General features: G+C 43.9%; 15 protein-coding genes and 1 tRNA gene. 7 read left to right on the top strand and 9 right to left on the bottom strand.

From position 1 onward, the window contains the following. Positions 1-16: 16 nt before the first annotated feature. Positions 17-1,120 (top strand): Gfo/Idh/MocA family protein, encoded by a 1,104-nt coding sequence (locus D0X99_RS08465; protein WP_119477342.1) that lies wholly within the window; start codon positions 17-19, stop codon positions 1,118-1,120. Here D0X99_RS08465 and D0X99_RS08470 read toward each other — a convergent pair. Genes D0X99_RS08470 through D0X99_RS08480 form a run of 3 tightly spaced genes read right to left on the bottom strand, consistent with a single transcriptional unit; the run spans position 1,117 to position 2,973 of the window. Beyond that, positions 1,117-1,623 (bottom strand): GNAT family N-acetyltransferase, encoded by a 507-nt coding sequence (locus D0X99_RS08470; protein WP_119477239.1) that lies wholly within the window; start codon positions 1,621-1,623, stop codon positions 1,117-1,119. The two genes, D0X99_RS08465 and D0X99_RS08470, sit on opposite strands and share 4 nt — an antisense overlap. After that, positions 1,623-2,495: a fructosamine kinase family protein gene (locus D0X99_RS08475; protein ID WP_119477240.1), complete on the bottom strand. Its 873-nt coding sequence runs from the start codon at positions 2,493-2,495 to the stop codon at positions 1,623-1,625. The genes D0X99_RS08470 and D0X99_RS08475 overlap by 1 nt, the downstream gene beginning before the upstream one ends. Continuing rightward, positions 2,488-2,973, bottom strand: a complete 486-nt coding sequence (locus D0X99_RS08480) for a low molecular weight protein-tyrosine-phosphatase (RefSeq protein WP_119477241.1) — start codon at positions 2,971-2,973, stop codon at positions 2,488-2,490. Before D0X99_RS08480 ends, D0X99_RS08475 begins: the two co-directional genes overlap by 8 nt. A 300-nt stretch (positions 2,974-3,273) precedes the next feature. On the opposite strand from D0X99_RS08480, the gene D0X99_RS08485 reads away from it, so the two are divergent. The 5 genes from D0X99_RS08485 to D0X99_RS08505 all read left to right on the top strand — a co-directional run bounded on the left by D0X99_RS08485 (position 3,274) and on the right by D0X99_RS08505 (position 8,700). After that, complete coding sequence (locus D0X99_RS08485; protein ID WP_233553681.1) at positions 3,274-4,404, top strand: 3-deoxy-D-manno-octulosonic acid transferase; 1,131 nt, start codon at positions 3,274-3,276, stop codon at positions 4,402-4,404. Continuing rightward, positions 4,401-5,324 carry a ribosome small subunit-dependent GTPase A gene (gene rsgA / locus D0X99_RS08490; RefSeq protein ID WP_119477243.1) on the top strand — a complete coding sequence of 308 codons (924 nt, stop codon included), beginning with the start codon at positions 4,401-4,403 and terminating at the stop codon, positions 5,322-5,324. The genes D0X99_RS08485 and rsgA overlap by 4 nt, the downstream gene beginning before the upstream one ends. Positions 5,325-5,376: 52 nt before the next feature. Continuing rightward, on the top strand, positions 5,377-5,868 hold the full coding sequence (locus D0X99_RS08495; protein ID WP_119477244.1) for a phosphoribosyltransferase family protein: 492 nt from the start codon (positions 5,377-5,379) through the stop codon (positions 5,866-5,868). A gap of 3 nt (positions 5,869-5,871) precedes the next feature. Then, on the top strand, positions 5,872-6,693 hold the full coding sequence (gene panB / locus D0X99_RS08500) for a 3-methyl-2-oxobutanoate hydroxymethyltransferase (protein ID WP_119477245.1): 822 nt from the start codon (positions 5,872-5,874) through the stop codon (positions 6,691-6,693). 123 nt (positions 6,694-6,816) lie between these two features. Continuing rightward, positions 6,817-8,700 (top strand): outer membrane protein assembly factor BamB family protein, encoded by a 1,884-nt coding sequence (locus D0X99_RS08505; RefSeq protein WP_147392209.1) that lies wholly within the window; start codon positions 6,817-6,819, stop codon positions 8,698-8,700. Positions 8,701-8,764: 64 nt separating this feature from the next. On the opposite strand, the gene D0X99_RS08510 is transcribed toward D0X99_RS08505, so the two are convergent. The 5 genes from D0X99_RS08510 to D0X99_RS08530 form a co-directional block, all read right to left on the bottom strand. Next, entirely contained in the window at positions 8,765-9,988 is a 1,224-nt protein-coding gene (locus tag D0X99_RS08510; protein ID WP_119477247.1) for a glycoside hydrolase family 57 protein, read from the bottom strand. Continuing rightward, positions 9,985-11,274, bottom strand: coding sequence for a glycosyltransferase family 4 protein (locus D0X99_RS08515; protein WP_119477248.1), 1,290 nt, complete (start codon positions 11,272-11,274; stop codon positions 9,985-9,987). The genes D0X99_RS08510 and D0X99_RS08515 overlap by 4 nt, the downstream gene beginning before the upstream one ends. An 11-nt stretch (positions 11,275-11,285) precedes the next feature. Then, positions 11,286-13,202, bottom strand: a complete 1,917-nt coding sequence (locus D0X99_RS08520; RefSeq protein WP_119477249.1) for an amylo-alpha-1,6-glucosidase — start codon at positions 13,200-13,202, stop codon at positions 11,286-11,288. 342 nt (positions 13,203-13,544) lie between these two features. Beyond that, positions 13,545-13,620 (bottom strand) — tRNA-His (locus tag D0X99_RS08525). 76 nt (positions 13,621-13,696) lie between these two features. Next, the gene (locus D0X99_RS08530; RefSeq protein ID WP_119477250.1) at positions 13,697-15,040 is read right to left on the bottom strand and encodes a dihydroorotase; all 1,344 of its coding nucleotides are present in this window, start codon (positions 15,038-15,040) and stop codon (positions 13,697-13,699) included. A 47-nt stretch (positions 15,041-15,087) separates the two neighbouring features. On the opposite strand from D0X99_RS08530, the gene D0X99_RS08535 reads away from it, so the two are divergent. Further along, positions 15,088-16,446, top strand: coding sequence for a DEAD/DEAH box helicase (locus D0X99_RS08535; RefSeq protein ID WP_119477251.1), 1,359 nt, complete (start codon positions 15,088-15,090; stop codon positions 16,444-16,446). Positions 16,447-16,494: 48 nt separating this feature from the next. On the opposite strand, the gene D0X99_RS08540 is transcribed toward D0X99_RS08535, so the two are convergent. Then, entirely contained in the window at positions 16,495-17,991 is a 1,497-nt protein-coding gene (locus D0X99_RS08540) for a M28 family peptidase (protein ID WP_119477252.1), read from the bottom strand. Positions 17,992-18,064 lie beyond the last annotated feature (73 nt).

Consider the following 18,064-nt stretch of genomic DNA (forward strand, 5'->3'; position numbering starts at 1 on the left):
CCAAAACCTCCAAACCATGAGCACCCGAAGAGATTTTCTCCAGATAGCCGGACTTTCTACCCTTGCCTTAAGTCTTCCTTTGGCAGACACGCTTGCAGCTTCAGTTTTTTCAAAGGAGGATAAAGTTCTCCGAGTAGCTATAATGGGACTTGGCAGCTATGGAACCCGGGTGGCGGAGGCGATGAAAGAAAGCAAACGGGCCAAGCTCGTAGGTGTCATCAGTGGTACTCCTTCCAAAGTTGAGACCTGGAGGCAGAAATACGGGATTCCCGACAAAAACTGTTACAACTATGAGAATTTTGACCAGATCAAGGAAAACCCGGATATCGATGCAGTCTATGTGATCACGCCCAATTCCCTTCACAAGCCGTATGGCATTCGCGTAGCCAAAGCAGGAAAGCATGTAATCTGCGAAAAACCCATGGCACTCAATGCTGCCGAGGGCAGGGAAATGATCGCAGCATGCAAAGCTGCAGGGGTTCATTTACTGGTGGGATATCGGATGCACTTTGAAGCCAAAACGCTGGAGGTAGTTCGCATGCAGCGGGCCGGAGAATTTGGAAAAACCTTGTTTTTCCAAGGATTAAGCGGATTTATCATCGGTGATCCCACGCAGTGGAGGCTCAATCGGGAGCTTGCCGGTGGGGGCGCCATGATGGACATCGGGATTTATTCCATCAACGGATCCAGATACATGCTGGGAGAGGAGCCGATTTGGGTGACTGCCCAAGAAGTGAAGACCGATCCGGTAAAATTTAAGGAAGGAGTCGATGAGACAATCACCTTTCAGATGGGATTTCCTTCAGGTGCCGTGGCTTCCTGTCTTTCTACGTATGCCTTGAATAACCTGGATAAATTTTACCTGGACGGGACCAAAGGATTTGCCGAGATGCAGCCTTCCACTGGCTATGGTCCGATTCAAGCTCGCACCAACAATGGTCCGATTGAGCGGGAACACATCACGCATCAGACCGTTCAGATGGATGAAATGGCAGCCATTATTCTGGATGGGAAAAAGCCTGTGATCCCGGTAGATGGAGAAGAAGGACTGAAGGATTTAGTAATTGTGGATGCGATTTATGAAGCTGTAAAAACTGGGAAAAAGGTGATGATTGGCTAATCCCTTTCTTCCAAATTCAACTGCATCAACACCAAGGTTAGCCATTTTCCAAACTTGAAAGAAATCTCCGGCATCCGGGCGGTTTCCTTGAAGCCAAGTCTTTGGTGAAACCGGTAACTTCCTGAATTTTCGGAATCCATCCCGGCAATCATCACATGGTAGCCTTGTTCTTTGGCCTTTTCGATCAGCTGACGCATCATCTCAGAGCCCAAGCCTTTGCCTTGGGCTTTTTCATTCAGGTAAATGGAGTGTTCGATAGTCTTATTGTAACCCGGCTTGGCCCGAAACTTTCCAAAAGTGGCATAGCCGCAAGTTTCTCCATTTATTTCCCCGACTAAAATTGGATAACCATCGCGTATTTTTTCATTAAAAAGCGTCTGTACCTCCTCCAGTGATTTGGGGTAATAATCGTAATTGTGGGAAGTGTTCAAGATGGAATCATTAATGATCGCCTGAAGCGCTTCTGCATCACTCTCCTGATAGGTTCTGATTAAATAGCTCATCACTGAAACCGTTTTACGATTTTTTCAATCCCAGGTAGATAGGCCGTACCAAAGAGATTGAGGTGGACTAACAAGGGGTAGAGATTGTAGATTCCCATCCGGGATTCAAACTCCGGTTCCAGTGGAACAATGGATTCATAAGCCTCATAAAATCTCGAATCAAATCCTCCAAAAAGTCTGGAAAAGGCCAAATCCATCTCCCGATGGCCATAATAAATTGCCGGATCAATCAAGCAAGGCTTTCCCTCCTGATCACAAATGACATTTCCTGACCAGAGATCTCCGTGAAGAAGAGCTGGTTTTTCTTTGGGGAAAAGGGATTCCAATTGAGAATAAATAGCCTGGAATTTTTTTAAAAAATCCAGTGGAATCAATCGGTCGAAGTAGGCTTTTCCCAACATGGGTTCAAGTCGCTGTTCGATGAAAAAATCCAGCCAATTTTCAGTGGGATGATTTTTCTGATGTAAAGACGCTATGTAATTGTCGGAATCCAAGCCAAACTCCTTGGCATTGTTCAGATGAAGATGTGCCAAACCCAAGCCCAAATCTTCCCAATATTCCAATTGCTGCCGGGAGCTATGAATATATTCGGAAAGGAGGTAATTGTAATCCTCGATCCTGCCATGTCCAAAGGTCTGGGGGATTTTTAGAAAAGTGGATTTCCGGAGTTTTTGAAGCCCTTCGGATTCTTTGGCGAGGATGTTTCGCTCATGGTCAAAGTTTAGCTTTAAAAAGAAAACACCTTCTGAGGTGTCCAGACGGATTCCCTGATTGTGATTTCCAGCAGCGATCAAACTTGCAGATTTTAGCTGGGCCAGAGGGCCCAAAGTTTCAAAAAGTACCTGCTCGTAGATCTGGTGCTGATCAAGCATACAATTGGTGTGTCTCCTTTATTTTCGTCACAAAGCTGTGGATTGATTCATCGAGGATTCGGAAAATTTCCTCAAAGCCTTCTTCTCCCCCGTAATAAGGATCTGGCACCGGGAGTCCTTCCCAACCCGGCACAAAATCCCGCATCAGGAATATTTCTTTATCCGGAAAACTGAATCGAACTTTTAGGTTATTCAAATTGCGCAGATTGTTGTCATCCATGGCAATGATATAGTCGAAATCCCTAAAGTCTGTCCGGTTTACCTGTCTTCCTCGGTGATTGATTTTAAGTCCGTTCCTTTGGGCACACCGAATGGTTCGTTCATCCGGAAGTTCTCCGATGTGAAAGTCAGAAGTACCGGCACTGTCTGATTTGAATTGGCCAGACAATCCCAAGGCCTGAATTTTATGGTTAAAAATGGCCTCAGCGAGCGGTGAACGACAAATATTTCCCAAACAAACGAATAGAACTGTAATCATACTAACTGATAAACTTATGCTGGACAGGAAGTTTTTAAAAAGGAGAGCTTTGAAAGTAATTATTTTTCAGGGGATTTGCATTCCTGGGATTTCAATTTTGAAACATTTTTTTTCAAGGTTTTTATTCTGGCCCTATTTGATTGAAAAAATGCGCATTTAAGATTGAATGGCTACTTTTGAAGGATGAATTTGCTTTACCGTCTGTTTTTCCTCTTAGTCCCGGGTTTTTTGAATTTAATAAAGCCCTTTTCTTCAAAGCTGAGGCATTTTTTGGATGGAAGAGGTTCAATAATTGAAGACTTGAAGAATTTCCGGAATTCTAATCCAGGCCATTTGGTTTGGTTTCATGTTGCCTCCCTTGGAGAATATGAGCAGGCGCGTCCGGTAATTGCAGGTCTTAAAACCAAATGGCCTGAGTTGACTTTGGTAATTAGCTTTTTCAGTCCATCCGGCTATGATCATGTGATCAAAAAGCCACAGATCCATGTGGATTTCATCACCTATTTGCCCTTGGATCGAAAAAGTTGGGCAGATCAATTTGTGAAAGCACTAAATCCAGAATTGGCCTTTTTTGTGAAGTACGATCTTTGGTTTCATCATATTCAAGCCTTGAAAAAAAATAGGATACCTGTTTTTTTGATTTCGGCGAGTTTGAGGGAGAATCAAAGTTTTTTTGGGGTATTTGGCGGATTTTTCAGGCAGAATTTATTTTCGATGGATTGGATTTTCACTCAGAACCAAAGGAGTATTGACCTGTTGCGGGGAATTGGATTTCATCAGTGTAGCATTGCCGGAGACACCCGATTTGACAGGGTGGCCGCGACCGCTGCAGCTCCAAAAGCTCTTCCTGAGATCAAGCAATGGATCGATCATCAGCCGGTGATTGTTGTAGGTTCGGCATGGGAGGAAGATATGAAGCTGTTGATTCCTTTAATCAATGCCTATCCAGTTTATCGCTGGATTATTGCTCCCCATGATTTGAACTCCGAACCTATGGACCGATGGGCCTCCCAACTCCGGGTAGAAACCAAGAAATATTCCGACTGGGATCCATCCGACTCCAATTCCGTGTTGTTCATAGATAATATCGGAATGCTTTCTTCTTTGTATCAGTTTGCGAAAGTTGCGTATGTCGGTGGAGCTTTTGGGAAGGGGCTTCACAATATTTTGGAGCCACTTGGGTTTGGTGTTCCCGTGATTTTTGGAAAGGTAAAAAGGGAGGTCAAATTTCCTGAGGCAGCACAGAGTATACAGGAAGGCTGTGGGTTTTCAGTGGAAGATGAAAAGTCACTTTTTGAGATCTTTGAAAAATTGGAAACCCCCGATTTTTATGAAAAATCAGTCGATTCTGCTCAAAAATGGGTAAAATCGAATCTTGGAGCTGCAGATCGAATTCTGGAAAAGGTCTCCGAGTTAGGCCTCGTAAAATGAAAGGAAGAGTCATCAAATCCACCGGAAGTTGGTATGTCGTTCAAACGGACGGAGGAATCGTTTCTGCCCGGCTCAAGGGTAAATTTAAGCAAGACGAGCTCAAGCTGACCAATCCGATTGCGGTAGGTGACTTGGTGGAGTTGGAAAAAGAACCCGGACAAGAGACTGCTGTTATTTTGGAAATTCTTCCCAGAGAAAATTATGTGATCCGAAAGTCAACCCGCAAGCAGCACTTTTCCCACATCATAGCCAGCAATCTTGATCAAGCGATTTTGGTCATTACCATGAAAAAGCCAAGAACTTCACTTGGATTCATTGATCGATTTTTGGTCAGTACGGAGAGTTTTCGAATTCCTGCGATGCTGGTTGTAAACAAAATGGATCAACTCGAAGGAGAGGATGAAGTAGAGTGGCTTCGGGTTATCCATGAGATCTATGAACCACTTGGGTATCCGGTTTTGGAAGTTTCAGCCTTGACGGACATGGGGCTTAAAGAGAAGTTTTTGCCTTTTATTCAGGGGAAATCTAGTTTGATTTCTGGACATTCCGGGGTAGGGAAGTCTACTTTGCTCAATGCCTTGGTACCCGAAGCTAGACAGGATACTAAGGAAATTTCCTTCTACAGCGCCAAAGGGGTTCATACTACGACTTTTGCTGAGCTTTTCCCATTACCTGAAGGTGGAGATCTGATTGATACTCCGGGGATCAAGGAATTTGGGATATTGGATGTGGAGGAAAATGAACTTTCCCACTATTTCCCGGAAATGCGTAAATACCTTGGGCAATGCAAATACAACAATTGCACCCATGTCAATGAGCCGGGATGTGTGGTTCGAAAAAAACTAGAAGAAGGTTATATTCATCCTTACCGATACCAAAGCTATCTCAATATCCTACATGAAGAGGACAGTCATCGCTGATTGGCTTTGAATCCAATCCAAATTGGCCTAATTTTCATCTTTAAAACATCCTATGAGCGAAGTACTCAATCATAAGCAGGTCGGGCAAAAAGTCACCCGAATGACATTCGAGATTTATGAACGAAACCTGAATTCGGCCGGAGTGGTTTTCGCTGGAATTACCGGAATGGGTATGACTTTGGCGAATTTACTTGCCGCCGAACTCAAAAAGATTTCGCCAATGAAAGTTGAGGTGGTCGAAGTTATTTTGGACAAGAAAGCGGTTTCCAAATCAGAAGTTGAGCTCTCCCAAAGTCTCGAACTAAGCAAAAAAACCATCATTCTCGTAGATGACGTCCTGAATACCGGAAAGACTTTGGTGTACGCTATGAAACCTTTTCTAGATCAGGAAATCCATAAAATGGAAATTGCCGTGCTTGTCAACCGAAGCCATGGTCTATTCCCTGTCAGGCCGGATTACACCGGTTTTGAATTGGCAACCACGCTGAGCGAACATATCCGCGTGGATTTTTCCGAAAATAAGTATTCGGTCTATCTCCACTAAATCATGTCAGTACATTCCTCAGCTAATATCAAGCGCATTACCACTCACACTCTTCAGGAGATGAAACTCCGGGGAGAGAAAATCTCCATGTTGACTGCATATGACTATTCCATGGCCAAAATCGTGGATGCAGCTGGTATTGACATCATTCTGGTCGGAGACTCTGCATCCAATGTAATGGCTGGTCATGAGACGACCCTTCCAATTACCATGGATCAGATGATTTATCATGCTTCGGCTGTAGTAAGAGCTGTCAAGCGGGCATTTATCGTGGTGGATATTCCCTTTGGAAGCTATCAGGGAAATAGTTCTGAGGCCCTTCGCTCAGCGATTCGAATCATGAAAGAATCGGGAGCTCATTCAGTGAAAGTTGAGGGAGGTTCTGAAATCAAAGAGTCAGTGGTCCGGATTTTAAGTGCTGGTGTGCCCGTAATGGGTCATTTGGGCTTGACTCCTCAATCCATTTATAAGTTTGGAACTTACACGGTTAGGGCAAAGGAAGAGGCGGAAGCTAACAAGCTGCTCGAGGATGCAAAAATGCTGGAGGAATGTGGGTGCTTTGCCATAGTCCTGGAAAAAATCCCGGCTTCCTTGGCCAAAAAAGTCGCCGAATCGGTAAGCATTCCCGTGATCGGTATTGGGGCTGGACCTGATGTGGATGGACAAGTCTTGGTAATGCACGATATGCTGGGAATTACCCAGGAATTCAAACCGCGATTTCTTCGTCAATATGCCGACTTGCAAACCATCATGACAGGAGCTTTCAAGCAATATATTTCAGATGTGAAAAGTCGAGACTTCCCGAATGAATCGGAGAGTTACTGACGATTTCAATCCAAATCATATCTGCACCTCTCGAAGGTGCTTTTTTTTGCCCATATAAATACGACAAATGGCGTATTTCCCCCGGAGCTTCAGGTCGATAGCTTTGACCAAAATCTTTTTATTATGAAGAAGCCATACACAACCACCCGAATGATGTTCCTTACCCTCCTTGCAGCATGGAGCTTTGGAACTAATGGATTTGCACAGGAGCCAGCCTGGAAGCTAGTGCTGGAAAAGGAAATCGAATGGACACTCCATACCCACAACAAGATTCTGCTCGTCGGGACGACAGACTGGGGATTGCATGGAGTAGATGCCAATTCCGGAAAATTACTTTGGTCAAATGATGACCTTTACAATTCAGCTAAGGCACTCAAAGGTCCGGATGGGAAAAAACTGGGATATACACCCGACTTGATCCGGGTATTACAGGATCCAAGTGATCCGCTGGTTTCGGACTATGCCATTGTCAAATACACTGACAATATCATGGTCAAAAACTTTGTGGTCATCAACATCCGAACCGGAGAACTGGTCATGAATCCCAAAATGGCCGGCATGCCCGTAGTAAAGGTGATTGGCCCTGAAGTGGCGACCTTCCACTATGATGGATCAGACTACCTTCCTGATCTGAAAGGGATCATCATTACCGCTAGCTGGGAAGATCTTGCAACACCAGGCAAGCCTTACATGCAGATGACCAAGTTTATCGATTTGGAATCAGGAAAGGTGTCTTGGGAAAACGATCAGATATCCTCTAAGTTTCTTCCAGTCGTAACCGACGACAAAAATCTGATTTTCATTGGGGAAAAGACGGCAGCCAAAATCGATGCAAAGACCGGTAAGCCTATTTGGTCATTCGAAGTAGCTGAGAAAAAGAACAATTTTGAAGCTTTCGATGCCAACATCAGATTGACGGAGGGCTATTTTTATCAGAAAAAGGGTAATCAAGGTGTAGTAACGGCAGTGGATCTAAAGACCGGAAAATCACTTTGGGAGAAACCTTTGTCAACAAAAGATGCTCCTGTTTTGACTGCTGAGAACTTTGGAGTAATCGTAGCGGATGAGAAAGACTTTACACTTTTTGAAGCTGAAACCGGAAATATCAAGTGGACCGCTAAAAAGCTTTCGGGTATTGTAGTGGACTTAGGGAAGGATTGGGGGATTGCAGTGGGTGAAAAGGACAAGTATTTGACGGTCTTGGATAAGAATACCGGGGAGGAAAAATGGTCACAAAAAGTGAAAGGAATCAAAATCGACCAATTGACCGGTGCAGGGATTATGTATGTCAATGAAGAAGGAAGTGTGGGCTTGTTTGGATTTGACGGGAAACCGGTTTGGGGTGAAAAAGACATGATCAAAGGTCCAGGAGTATTGCGGGCTAAGCCGTCATTGGATCAGGAGATTTTCTATGCCGATGAAAAAGTTTACCATGTGAATCTGGTCACCGGAGAAAAGGAAGTAATTATCGACAAAGTGGAATTCGAAGAAAAGGAAGTCCCTGACAATTTGGAATTTACCGGTTCAAACTTTGTTCTTTCTTCTAGCCAAAACATGCTAGGATTTGATGAAAATGGAACAATTCTTTACAAAGACCATTGGGCCTCTCCGAAAATCAGCTTAGCAGGAAGAATCGCAATGAGAACTATGCAGGTAGCCATGGTGGCAATGGCTTCGGCTGCTGCCTATCAGCAAGGTGCTGCAGGAAATCTAACTTCTCTTGGAAAACAGTATGGATATCAGAGGGAATTCTTTGAAGATATGTCAGGCGCTTTTGGAGATGTTGCCAATCAGCGGTTTAAAGCATCTTTAAATAAAGGCTTGTATTCTTTTATTCTGACCGATGTGGGTGAGGGAGTAGGCTTGGTCAAAGTGGATAAAGTAAGCGGAAAAGAGGAGGGAAAGATAGTCTTGAATGACAAAGAGCCCATCTATGATTCTGATCCAGAAAACGGAATGATCTTCTACAAACCAACGAGGAAGGAAGTTTACGGATACTTATTCTGAACAGGCAACTAACAAAAAATCCCGGGTGTGACCGGGATTTTTTGTTTTAAGGACTTTCGAAACATCATTTGATTGCTTCGGCTTGATCCTGCATTTCGGCGGTTTTTTGCTTCACTCTTAAAATGAAATCACTCAGAACATTCATGTAATTGATGAATGCATCGTAAGGTGTATCATAAGGACTGAAATACTCGTGAACCGAACCATCGGAAAAGAATTTGGTACACATGTAATAGAAGTGATCAGAAGTCTGAAGATATCCCCAATCGCGTTTAATTTCAGGATCATCGATTTTTTTAACTGCTTTTTCCAACTCATACAACCTGTCAAAGGCCTCATCCTGCATGTCGTTGCCCAACCATGCTGTCAAATCACGCTCCTCGTCAGCCCATGATATTGGTATGGGGACGTGAATTTTACTCACGGCAGGCACAGCAGAGGCTACTTCGGAAGGAGTGGAAAATGAGAAATTGGAATGCTTCAGTACAGCCTCAGGAAGGTGACGCATGAATTCGAATATCCCGGTTTCGGCCCACTGGTGTTCCCCGAAAGTTTCATAGTCCATAAACAGGTTCAGCACCTGCTCCTCTTTTGGAATGGCGTTGATCCATTTGACAAATTTTTCGGTGGTGAGCGGATAATCAGCCCAAGTCTTGTTACTGAATCGGAACGCAATGTCATCCGACAGGAGGAAGTTTTTCAAAAGAACCTTTAGCTTCGGTTCGATGGCGTTGGAATAGACGTAGTTGGGGCTTTTCCATCCCAATACGTGTTTGGCTCCTTCTGTCAAAACAGCCTCATAGCCCAACTCGGATACCATGGCTCCAATTTGATCAGAATAGATTAATTCAGTGTTCCGGAATACTTTTGGAGTGTATCCGTTGAAAAGCTCTTTGATTCGATCCTGATGTTTTTTAACCAAACCATGGAATTCCTCCTTGCTTTTCAGAGAAGCCAAGGAGTGAGTATAGGTTTCATTTAACAGCTCGACATGTCCAGTGGCTACGAGTTTTTGAAAGCTCTCAAGTACATCCGGAGCGTAGGCTTCCATTTGGTCGAGGAAAGTACCGGAAAGTGAAAATGCAACTTTGAATTTTCCCTTGTATTGGTGAATCAAGTCCAAGAGCAATGAATTCATTGGTAAATAGCATTTCTGAGCTACTTTACGAATCACGTTTCTGTTGAGGAAATCATCCCAATAATGGTGGTCTTCTCCAATATCAAAAAATCGGTACGGTTTCAATCGAAAAGGCTGATGCACCTGAAAGTAAAAGCAGATGGTTCTCATGATCGTTCGGCTAAAGTTTTTTCGTAAACAGTTACAAGTTTGGCAGCGACATGCTCCCATTTTAATTTTTTCAATTCCTCGCTTCCCAGTTCCTTGAACATTCTGGAAATCCCCTCATAATGCAACAAAGCAAAAATGGCGTCTGCCATGGCATCTACATCCCAAAAATCCACCTTGATAGCATTGCGAAGGACTTCTGCTACACCGGATTGTTTGGAAATAATCACCGGCGTATTATGACGGACCGCTTCCAGTGGTGCAATTCCAAATGGTTCGGAAACAGAAGGCATTACATATACATCTGAAATCGCGTACATGTGATCTACATCATCCCCTTTCAAAAATCCGGTAAAATGGAATCGGGTAGCCATTCGAAGTTCGGCAACCCGGTCTATCATTCTGTTGAGTAGATCTCCTGATCCTGCCATCACAAAGCGGACATTTGGATCTCGATCGATAACTTTTTTGGCAGCTTCCACAAAGTATTCGGGTCCTTTCTGAAAAGTTATTCTTCCGAGAAACGTAACGATTTTTTCAGGGACTTTCTTTTCATACTCGGACTTGATGATGCTGGCATCCAATACTGCGTTGTGAAGTACTGTCACTTTGCTGGCAGGAACTCCATATTTTCTTACCAGAATGTTTTTGGTTAATTGGCTTACCGCCACGATGTGATCCGCGGCGTGCATACCTGCCCGCTCTATGTCATAGACTGGCTGGTTGACGCTTTCGCCCGAACGGTCATACTCGGTGGCGTGAACATGCACTACCAATGGCTTTCCGCTGATCTCTTTGGCAGCGATTCCTGCTGGGAAAGCGAGCCAATCATGGGCGTGAATAATGTCAAAATTATTTTTATCCCGGGCAATTTGGGCGGCGACCAGTGCATACCGGGAGACTTCCTCCATCAGATTTTTCCCGTACTTTCCGCTAAATTCAAATTTGTTTGAAAATATACTTTCATCCACGTCTGTTCGGTCATGGACGGCGTAGTCAGTGAATTTTTTAAATTCCTCCGGGCCTAAGTAAGGCACCAGAAAGCTGCTTACTTCCAGATAGGTGAGGTTTTTCCAGAATTTTTTGAACCGTTTTTCTCGATAATCAATCCTTACATCACTTGCGTTGACAAAATCAGCCAAAGGTTCTTCATCTCCCCAAAGTTTGGGCACAACAAAGATGACCTCCTGATTATGATGGTTTAGCCCTTTAACTAAGCCATAACAGGCAGTGCCTAATCCTCCGGAAATATGAGGTGGGAATTCCCACCCAAACATTAACACTTTCATAAAAAAGTCATTTATATCCTTTTGACTAAGTCCATCATTCTAAGCAATTCTGCCACGCTCCACGCCTGGGAGACAGAGCCTTTCGGTCGGTGTGGAGGGTCTCCATCATAGATTTCAGCCACTGTTCCTATTCCATATTGTGTCATCACGCCATCGAAACCCTTAATTATCTTTTGTATAAAAACTTTAGCGGCTTTGCCGTGAAGTTTTAGATATCCCTCCGCAAAATGTCCCAAAGGCCAAGCCCAAACTGTTCCATTGTGATAGGCATGATCTCGGCTGATTTGATTGCCAAAATAATAACCTTTGTATCCCGGATCATCCGGTGAAAGAGATCGAAGCCCTCGATTAGTCAACAGCTTGGATTTTACTACCTCAAGGATCTTGTCATTTTTTTCCTCACTGAGCATGGTATAGGGGAGGGAAGTAGCGAATACCATATTTAGTCTGATAGACCAGTCTTTTTCTTCTCCATTGACCACATCGGCTAGGTATCCATAGTCCCATGACCAAAATTCCCGATCAAAAGAATCCCTCACCTTGGCGGCAAGTACAGCATATTCTTCTTCCCCGGTCAATTCGTGAAAAAACGACAAGGCATTATACCAAAGTGCCTGAATTTCCACTGGGCAACCGATTCTTGGTGTCACTGGACCATCAGGGGTGATCGCATCCATCCAAGTCAGAGCAACTCCTTCTTGTCCTCCCCAAATTAGGCCATTTTCCAACATGTGGATGTTGTATTCTGTGCCATGCTTGTATCCTTCTATGATTCCACGAAGCTTATCTAGGTATCGATCTTGAATTATTTTTTTATCTCCGGTGTAGACAATGTATTGCTGAAGCGTCCAAAAGAACCATAATGGAGCATCCATCGAGGTCATATTGGTAAAATTACCGCTTCCGATATTTGGGAATAGTGGTCCTTTAAGATCCCTGGCCATAGTGTCCATGATCTCCAGAAATGTTTCGGTATCTCCACTGGACAAAGTCAGACCTGGTGCAGCAATGAAGGTATCTCTACCCCACCATCCAAACCATGGATATCCTGCGATGATTCGAGTGTCGCCATCTCTTCTTCTGATGAATTGGACTGCTGAATTTTTGAGACAATTTTCAAAGTTGTTTCTAGGGATTCGGCGGGCAATCTCCTTTTCAAAAGCGTTTTGTCGTGTGGATGGATCTGCTTCGGTCAGTCCTGCAGAAAAAATCACCTGCTCACCTTTTACCATGTCAAATTCGAAGTATCCAGGGACAAACAAGTCCTCTTGATATTCATAGCCGCGCTCTCTTTCTTGAATGTATTCGATGTTGTAAAACCAATCCGGGTTGGATACGAATTCCCCCTCTTTGGAAAGTTGCATGAAAAGCGGATCGTATTGTGGGTAAAGTTGAAATTTTACTCCATTCGGTACGGTTTCAAATTCCTTGTTGATCTGATCATTAGCTTTCATGAGGTTGTGATATCCCCGGAAAGCTAAAAAGGGTTGAATTTTGATTTTTGTAGGAGAGTGAGCCTCCACCAATGTGTATCGGATCATTACTCGATCCCGATTGGTGTCCAAAATCAGTTCCTTTTGAAGAACTACACCACCCACTCGATAAGTCAATTTCGGAATGGGTTCTGAATCGAAGTCCTCGAGGTACTTATGTCCTCTGGGGGAATAATTTCCAGGGAATTTGCTGATTCCAAGATTGAAGCTAGCTCCTCGCTGAGTTACGGTTTCATGAACTGTGGACAGCAACACATGGTTTTGAGAATCGATCTGAGGCTGTGGAACCACCAGTAAGCCATGATACTTACGTGTGTTACATCCAATAATAGTAGTACTTGTATAGGTACCGGATCGATTCGTCCGAATTATCTCCCTATCAAGGGAGTAATTCAGGTTGATTAATTGGGTTTTATCGAAGTGGATATAACTCATAGGGGAAAAATTGTAAGAATTTAAAAATAGAGTTTTGATTTGATAAGAAAAATTATCGAGAAAAAATAAAAGGTTATGTTTCCATAACCTTGAGACTAACTGATTAAATAATCAGGAATGAATTGCTTCCTTTTGAATTTCCTCGAAGTTCCTTAAAGATTCTTCGAATTTCACAAAGTAATTGTGAACCAGTCGGATATTCACGGGCTTCACAACCGGGAATTTTGGAGAGGATTTGAATAAAGTAAACATCTGAGTGTGGTTTAGTTTCGTCTAATTTTGTCAAATGCTGTGCCAACTCGCACCCTTTTATAAAGCAAAACCCCTCCAGAAGAGGGGTTTGGGTGAAAGACCGGGTTCGAACCGGCGACCTCTGGTGCCACAAACCAGCGCTCTAACCAGCTGAGCTACAATCACCATTTAGACCTTTTGAGTGCTTTTCCTCAATTGGTCTGCAAAAGTAAGTAGAATGATGAATCAGTGCAAGGAGCAGTTTACTTATTTCTCAAAAAAGTGATTCGCTCGCCTTTCTTTTCCTCATGGAATGTACCTTCTTCATACACCAAATGTCCGGATACGACCGTATGGGTGACTTTGGATTTGAAGGTATGTCCCTCAAATGGTGACCATCCGCATTTTGCAAGGATGTTTTCTTTGGAAACAGTCCAGGAGGAATCCAGATCCACCAAGACCAAATCTGCAAAATATCCCTCTCTGATAAATCCACGTTTTTCAATTTGGAAGAGAATGGCGACGTTATGAGCCATTTTTTGTGCGATTTTCTCCAGGGTTATTTTCCCTTGATGGTAGAAGTCCAACATAGCTACCAAGCTGTGCTGAATCAATGGACCACCGGATGGAGCCTTGGTGTAAGACAATGCTTTTTCTTCCAATGTATGTGGTGCATGATCTGTAGCGATGACATCAATTCGATCATCCAGCATGGCTTGAAAGATTTTATCCCGGTCTGTTGCGGTTTTGACGGCTGGATTCCATTTGATCAGGTTTCCCTTGGTCGAATAATCTTCCTCGGAAAACCACATGTGATGGATACAAGCCTCAGCAGTGACCCGCTTTTGTTCCAACGGAATTGAATTGTCGAAAAGCTCAAGTTCTTTAGCGGTGCTGATATGAAGGACGTGAAGCCTGGTTCCGTATTTCCTCGCCATGGCCACAGCCCTGCTTGAAGCGTCGTAGCAAGCCTCCTCCGATCTGATTTTAGGGTGAAATTTTACTGGAATGTCATCCCCGTAAAGGGTTTTGAATTCATCAAGATTGGCTTTGATGATGTGGTCGTTTTCAGAATGGATTGCCAAAAGTCCCTTGTATTCTTTAAAAATTCCCTCGAGAGATTCAATATTATCCACTACCATATTACCTGTAGATGATCCTTGAAACACTTTCAATCCACAGACATTTTTCAAATCAAGCTTTAGGATTTCTTCCAGATTGTTATTGGTTCCGCCCAAAAAGAATGAATAATTTGCCAGAGATACTTCTTTGGCTCGGGCAAATTTTTCTTCCAAGAGTTCAATAGTCACCGCTTGTGGTACTGTATTTGGCATTTCCATGTAAGTGGTGGTGCCACCTGCCACACCGGCTTTTGCTTCCGTATAAATTTCACCTTTATGGGTTAAACCTGGTTCCCGAAAGTGGACTTGATCATCAATTACCCCAGGGAAGAGGTGTTTTCCGCGTCCATCAATATGAATATCAGCGTGCTCTGAGCTCAAATCGGCTCCGATTTTGGCTATTTTGCCGTCTTTGACCAAAACATCTCCCGGGCTAATCCGGCCTTCATTGACTATATTTGCACCGGTGATCAGTATACTTTTCATCTTCAATTTCTTTTTTGAGTTCAGATTTCTCTCCAAAAATAACAATCATGAGCAATGAGGCCGTAGGTTTTGATGCATTTAAGCTAAATAAGCAACTATTGGATGCAGTGGCCTCCGCAGGCTACACTCAGCCCACTCCGATTCAACAGAAAGCTATTCCTCTTGCTCTTGCCGGACATGATGTGCTTGGTATTGCTCAGACCGGTACTGGAAAGACTGCTGCCTACATCCTTCCTCTTTTGATGAAGGTGAAATATGCCCAAGGGGCTCACCCAAGGGCATTGATTTTAGCCCCTACCCGAGAACTCGTGATGCAGATCGAAGAAGTGGCAAAGCAACTGGCCCAAAATACCGATCTCCGAATAGTCAGTCTTTATGGTGGATTGGGGCCAAAAACTCAGATTGAAAATATCGCTGCTGGGGTAGACATTATCATCTCCACCCCGGGAAGATTTATGGATTTGTACCGAAAGGGAAACATTCTGACCAAGGAGATCAAAACCATGGTGCTGGATGAGGCAGACAAAATCATGGATATGGGATTTATGCCTCAGATACGTGCGATTCTGGAAGTCATTCCAGTTAAAAGGCAAAATCTACTGTTCTCTGCCACCTTCAGTTCACGTGTGGAAAACCTTGCTGCGGAATTTCTCGAGTTTCCGGAGAAAGTCGAAGTCACACCTTCCGCGACCACGGCCGAAACGATCGCACAGGTCAAGTACCATGTTCCCAATATCAAAACCAAAATCAATTTGCTGGCTCACTTGCTGGAAAATGAGGAGATCAACCGAGCGATCATTTTTACCAGAAGTCGGAAAAATGCCGAGTCCGTATACAGCTTTTTGGAACGAAAGCATTTCGGGGAAATCCGTGTGATCCATGCCAATAAGGGACAAAACACCCGAATCAACTCCATGGAAGATTTCAAAGGCGGAGAAGTCAGATTGTTGGTAGCGACTGATGTGGCTTCGAGAGGTTTGGATGTTACTATGGTATCTCACGTGATCAATTTTGACGTGCCGTTGATTTATGAGGATTACGTGCACCGCATCGGCCGCACCGGTAGAGCCGAAAATGAAGGAAAGGCAATCACTTTCATCAATCCTGCGGAGCTGTATCATTTTGAGTGCATCGAGGATCTGATCCGGATGAAGGTGGAATTATTGCCTATTCCCGGAGTAGTGGAAGTTCCTCAGACTCCATATGAAGAAAAGCAGGAATACGCCCGTGAACTCGACCGACTCAAGCAGCGCGACAATCCAGAATACAAGGGAGCATTCCATGAGAAAAAAGCTCCACCTAAGAAAAACATCGGAAAAGGAGAAAAAGTCAAAGCTAAAAAGCATGTCAAGAAGCCAAACCGAAATCAACTAAAGACGAAAAATCAAAAGAATAAGGGGAAGTAAAAAAAAGGCCTTGAATTTATTTTCAAGGCCTTTTTTTAGTTTAGATTCTCAGCGCTCAGTGCGGGTATTGGTTCCATCCACCGGAGTCCGTTGCTCTCGGTTGGCAAGGTCCCAAGCGGTATGGAAGATCAGATGGGCACGCTTAGCCATCAACGGGAATTCGATCTTGTCCACCGTGTCAGTCACTTGGTGGTAGTCGTCATGCACTCCGTTGAAGAAGAAAATCACCGGGATGTTGTGCTTAGCGAAGTTGTAGTGGTCTGATCGGTAGTAAAATCTGTTTGGATCATCTGCTGCATCGTATCTGTAATCCAGAATCAGATTGGTGTATGTGATGTTGTTGTACTCGTTGATTTTCTTCAAATGGGAAGAAAGCATTTCAGAGCCAATCACATAGACATAATCCTTATTTTCAGCCTTCTGGTATTCATAATCGATTCGGCCTACCATATCAATGTTGATGTTGTTCACCGTATTAGCCAACGGGAACACTGGATTTTCAGAATAATACTCAGAACCCAACAGTCCTTTTTCCTCTCCGGTTACGTTAAGGAACAAAATGCTTCTTCTTGGTTTGAGCCCTTCTTTGGCTGCCAAAGCGAAAGCCTCGGCGATCTCCATCACAGAAACTGTTCCGGAGCCGTCATCGTCCGCACCGTTGAACGCATCGCCGTCACTGGCTACGCCCACATGGTCATAGTGGGATGAGATCACCAATACTTCTTCTTTCTTGTCGGTTCCTTCGAGGAATCCCATCACGTTTACTGCCTCAACAGGAGTTTTGGTTTTTACGACTTGGTAAGTTGCTTTCTGAGCGGCGATGGTTTCAGGAGAAGTTTTGGCGGCTTCTTTTAAAGTTTCCACCGGGGTGGCAAAAAGCTGTCCCATTTTATCGGAACTGACCATAAATACTGGTCTTTGGTCTGTGGCTTTGTCAAAGCCGATTCTTCCTTTTCCAGCTAAAGACTTGTATCGATTAGCAATTCGGTCAAAATTAGCCTGGCCTTCCATGGTCACGATGACCACACCGGCAGCACCTGCGTCCATTACAGTAGAGATCAGATCGTTGCTTCTCACCCCCGCGGCCCAAATGCCTACGAGTTTTCCTTTTACGTCAACCTTTGCCAAGTTTTCATCAGAAACAAGACCCAAGAAAACCAACTCTGATTTTGCCGCTTTGGCCATGTTGCCATCGCCGGTGAAAACGAAATCTTGATTTTCGACCAGTTTGGTTTTTCCGATTTGAAGGGTGACTTTGCTGAAATTGGTGCTGACCAAAGGCACATTTTGGAAGTAGCTGCCGTTGACCGGCGCTGACAGTCCTAGGTTTTTATAGAAATCAGCCAGATAGTTGGCGGCAATTTTTCCTTCTTCCGAACCTGTGTCTCTGCCCTTCATTTCGTCAGAAGCCAAATAGGTCAGGTGTTTGGTTAAATCTTCAACTGTGATCGTATTTGCATACTTCAGCTGTGCGGGGGTCTGAGCTAGGATTGTAGTAGCCAACCCAAAAGCCATAGCTCCGCAAAGTATTAATCCTTTATTCATAGATATTTTAAGTTTAGGCCCCTAAGCTAGATAATTTTTTACCCCACGAAAAAACCGTTTATAAAGAAGCAGG

Source organism: Algoriphagus lacus, from assembly GCF_003583985.1.
Taxonomy (GTDB): Bacteria; Bacteroidota; Bacteroidia; order Cytophagales; family Cyclobacteriaceae; genus Algoriphagus; species Algoriphagus lacus.

Bases quoted from the DNA above. Each gene is read 5' to 3' on its own strand.
- D0X99_RS08465 (WP_119477342.1), top strand. From the start codon at position 17: ATGAGCACCCGAAGAGATTTTCTCCAGATAGCCGGACTTTCTACCCTT.
- D0X99_RS08470 (WP_119477239.1), bottom strand. From the start codon at position 1,623: ATGAGCTATTTAATCAGAACCTATCAGGAGAGTGATGCAGAAGCGCTT.
- D0X99_RS08475 (WP_119477240.1), bottom strand. From the start codon at position 2,495: ATGCTTGATCAGCACCAGATCTACGAGCAGGTACTTTTTGAAACTTTG.
- D0X99_RS08480 (WP_119477241.1), bottom strand. From the start codon at position 2,973: ATGATTACAGTTCTATTCGTTTGTTTGGGAAATATTTGTCGTTCACCG.
- rsgA (WP_119477243.1), top strand. From the start codon at position 4,401: ATGAAAGGAAGAGTCATCAAATCCACCGGAAGTTGGTATGTCGTTCAA.
- D0X99_RS08495 (WP_119477244.1), top strand. From the start codon at position 5,377: ATGAGCGAAGTACTCAATCATAAGCAGGTCGGGCAAAAAGTCACCCGA.
- panB (WP_119477245.1), top strand. From the start codon at position 5,872: ATGTCAGTACATTCCTCAGCTAATATCAAGCGCATTACCACTCACACT.
- D0X99_RS08505 (WP_147392209.1), top strand. From the start codon at position 6,817: ATGAAGAAGCCATACACAACCACCCGAATGATGTTCCTTACCCTCCTT.
- D0X99_RS08510 (WP_119477247.1), bottom strand. From the start codon at position 9,988: ATGAGAACCATCTGCTTTTACTTTCAGGTGCATCAGCCTTTTCGATTG.
- D0X99_RS08515 (WP_119477248.1), bottom strand. From the start codon at position 11,274: ATGAAAGTGTTAATGTTTGGGTGGGAATTCCCACCTCATATTTCCGGA.
- D0X99_RS08520 (WP_119477249.1), bottom strand. From the start codon at position 13,202: ATGAGTTATATCCACTTCGATAAAACCCAATTAATCAACCTGAATTAC.
- D0X99_RS08530 (WP_119477250.1), bottom strand. From the start codon at position 15,040: ATGAAAAGTATACTGATCACCGGTGCAAATATAGTCAATGAAGGCCGG.
- D0X99_RS08535 (WP_119477251.1), top strand. From the start codon at position 15,088: ATGAGCAATGAGGCCGTAGGTTTTGATGCATTTAAGCTAAATAAGCAA.
- D0X99_RS08540 (WP_119477252.1), bottom strand. From the start codon at position 17,991: ATGAATAAAGGATTAATACTTTGCGGAGCTATGGCTTTTGGGTTGGCT.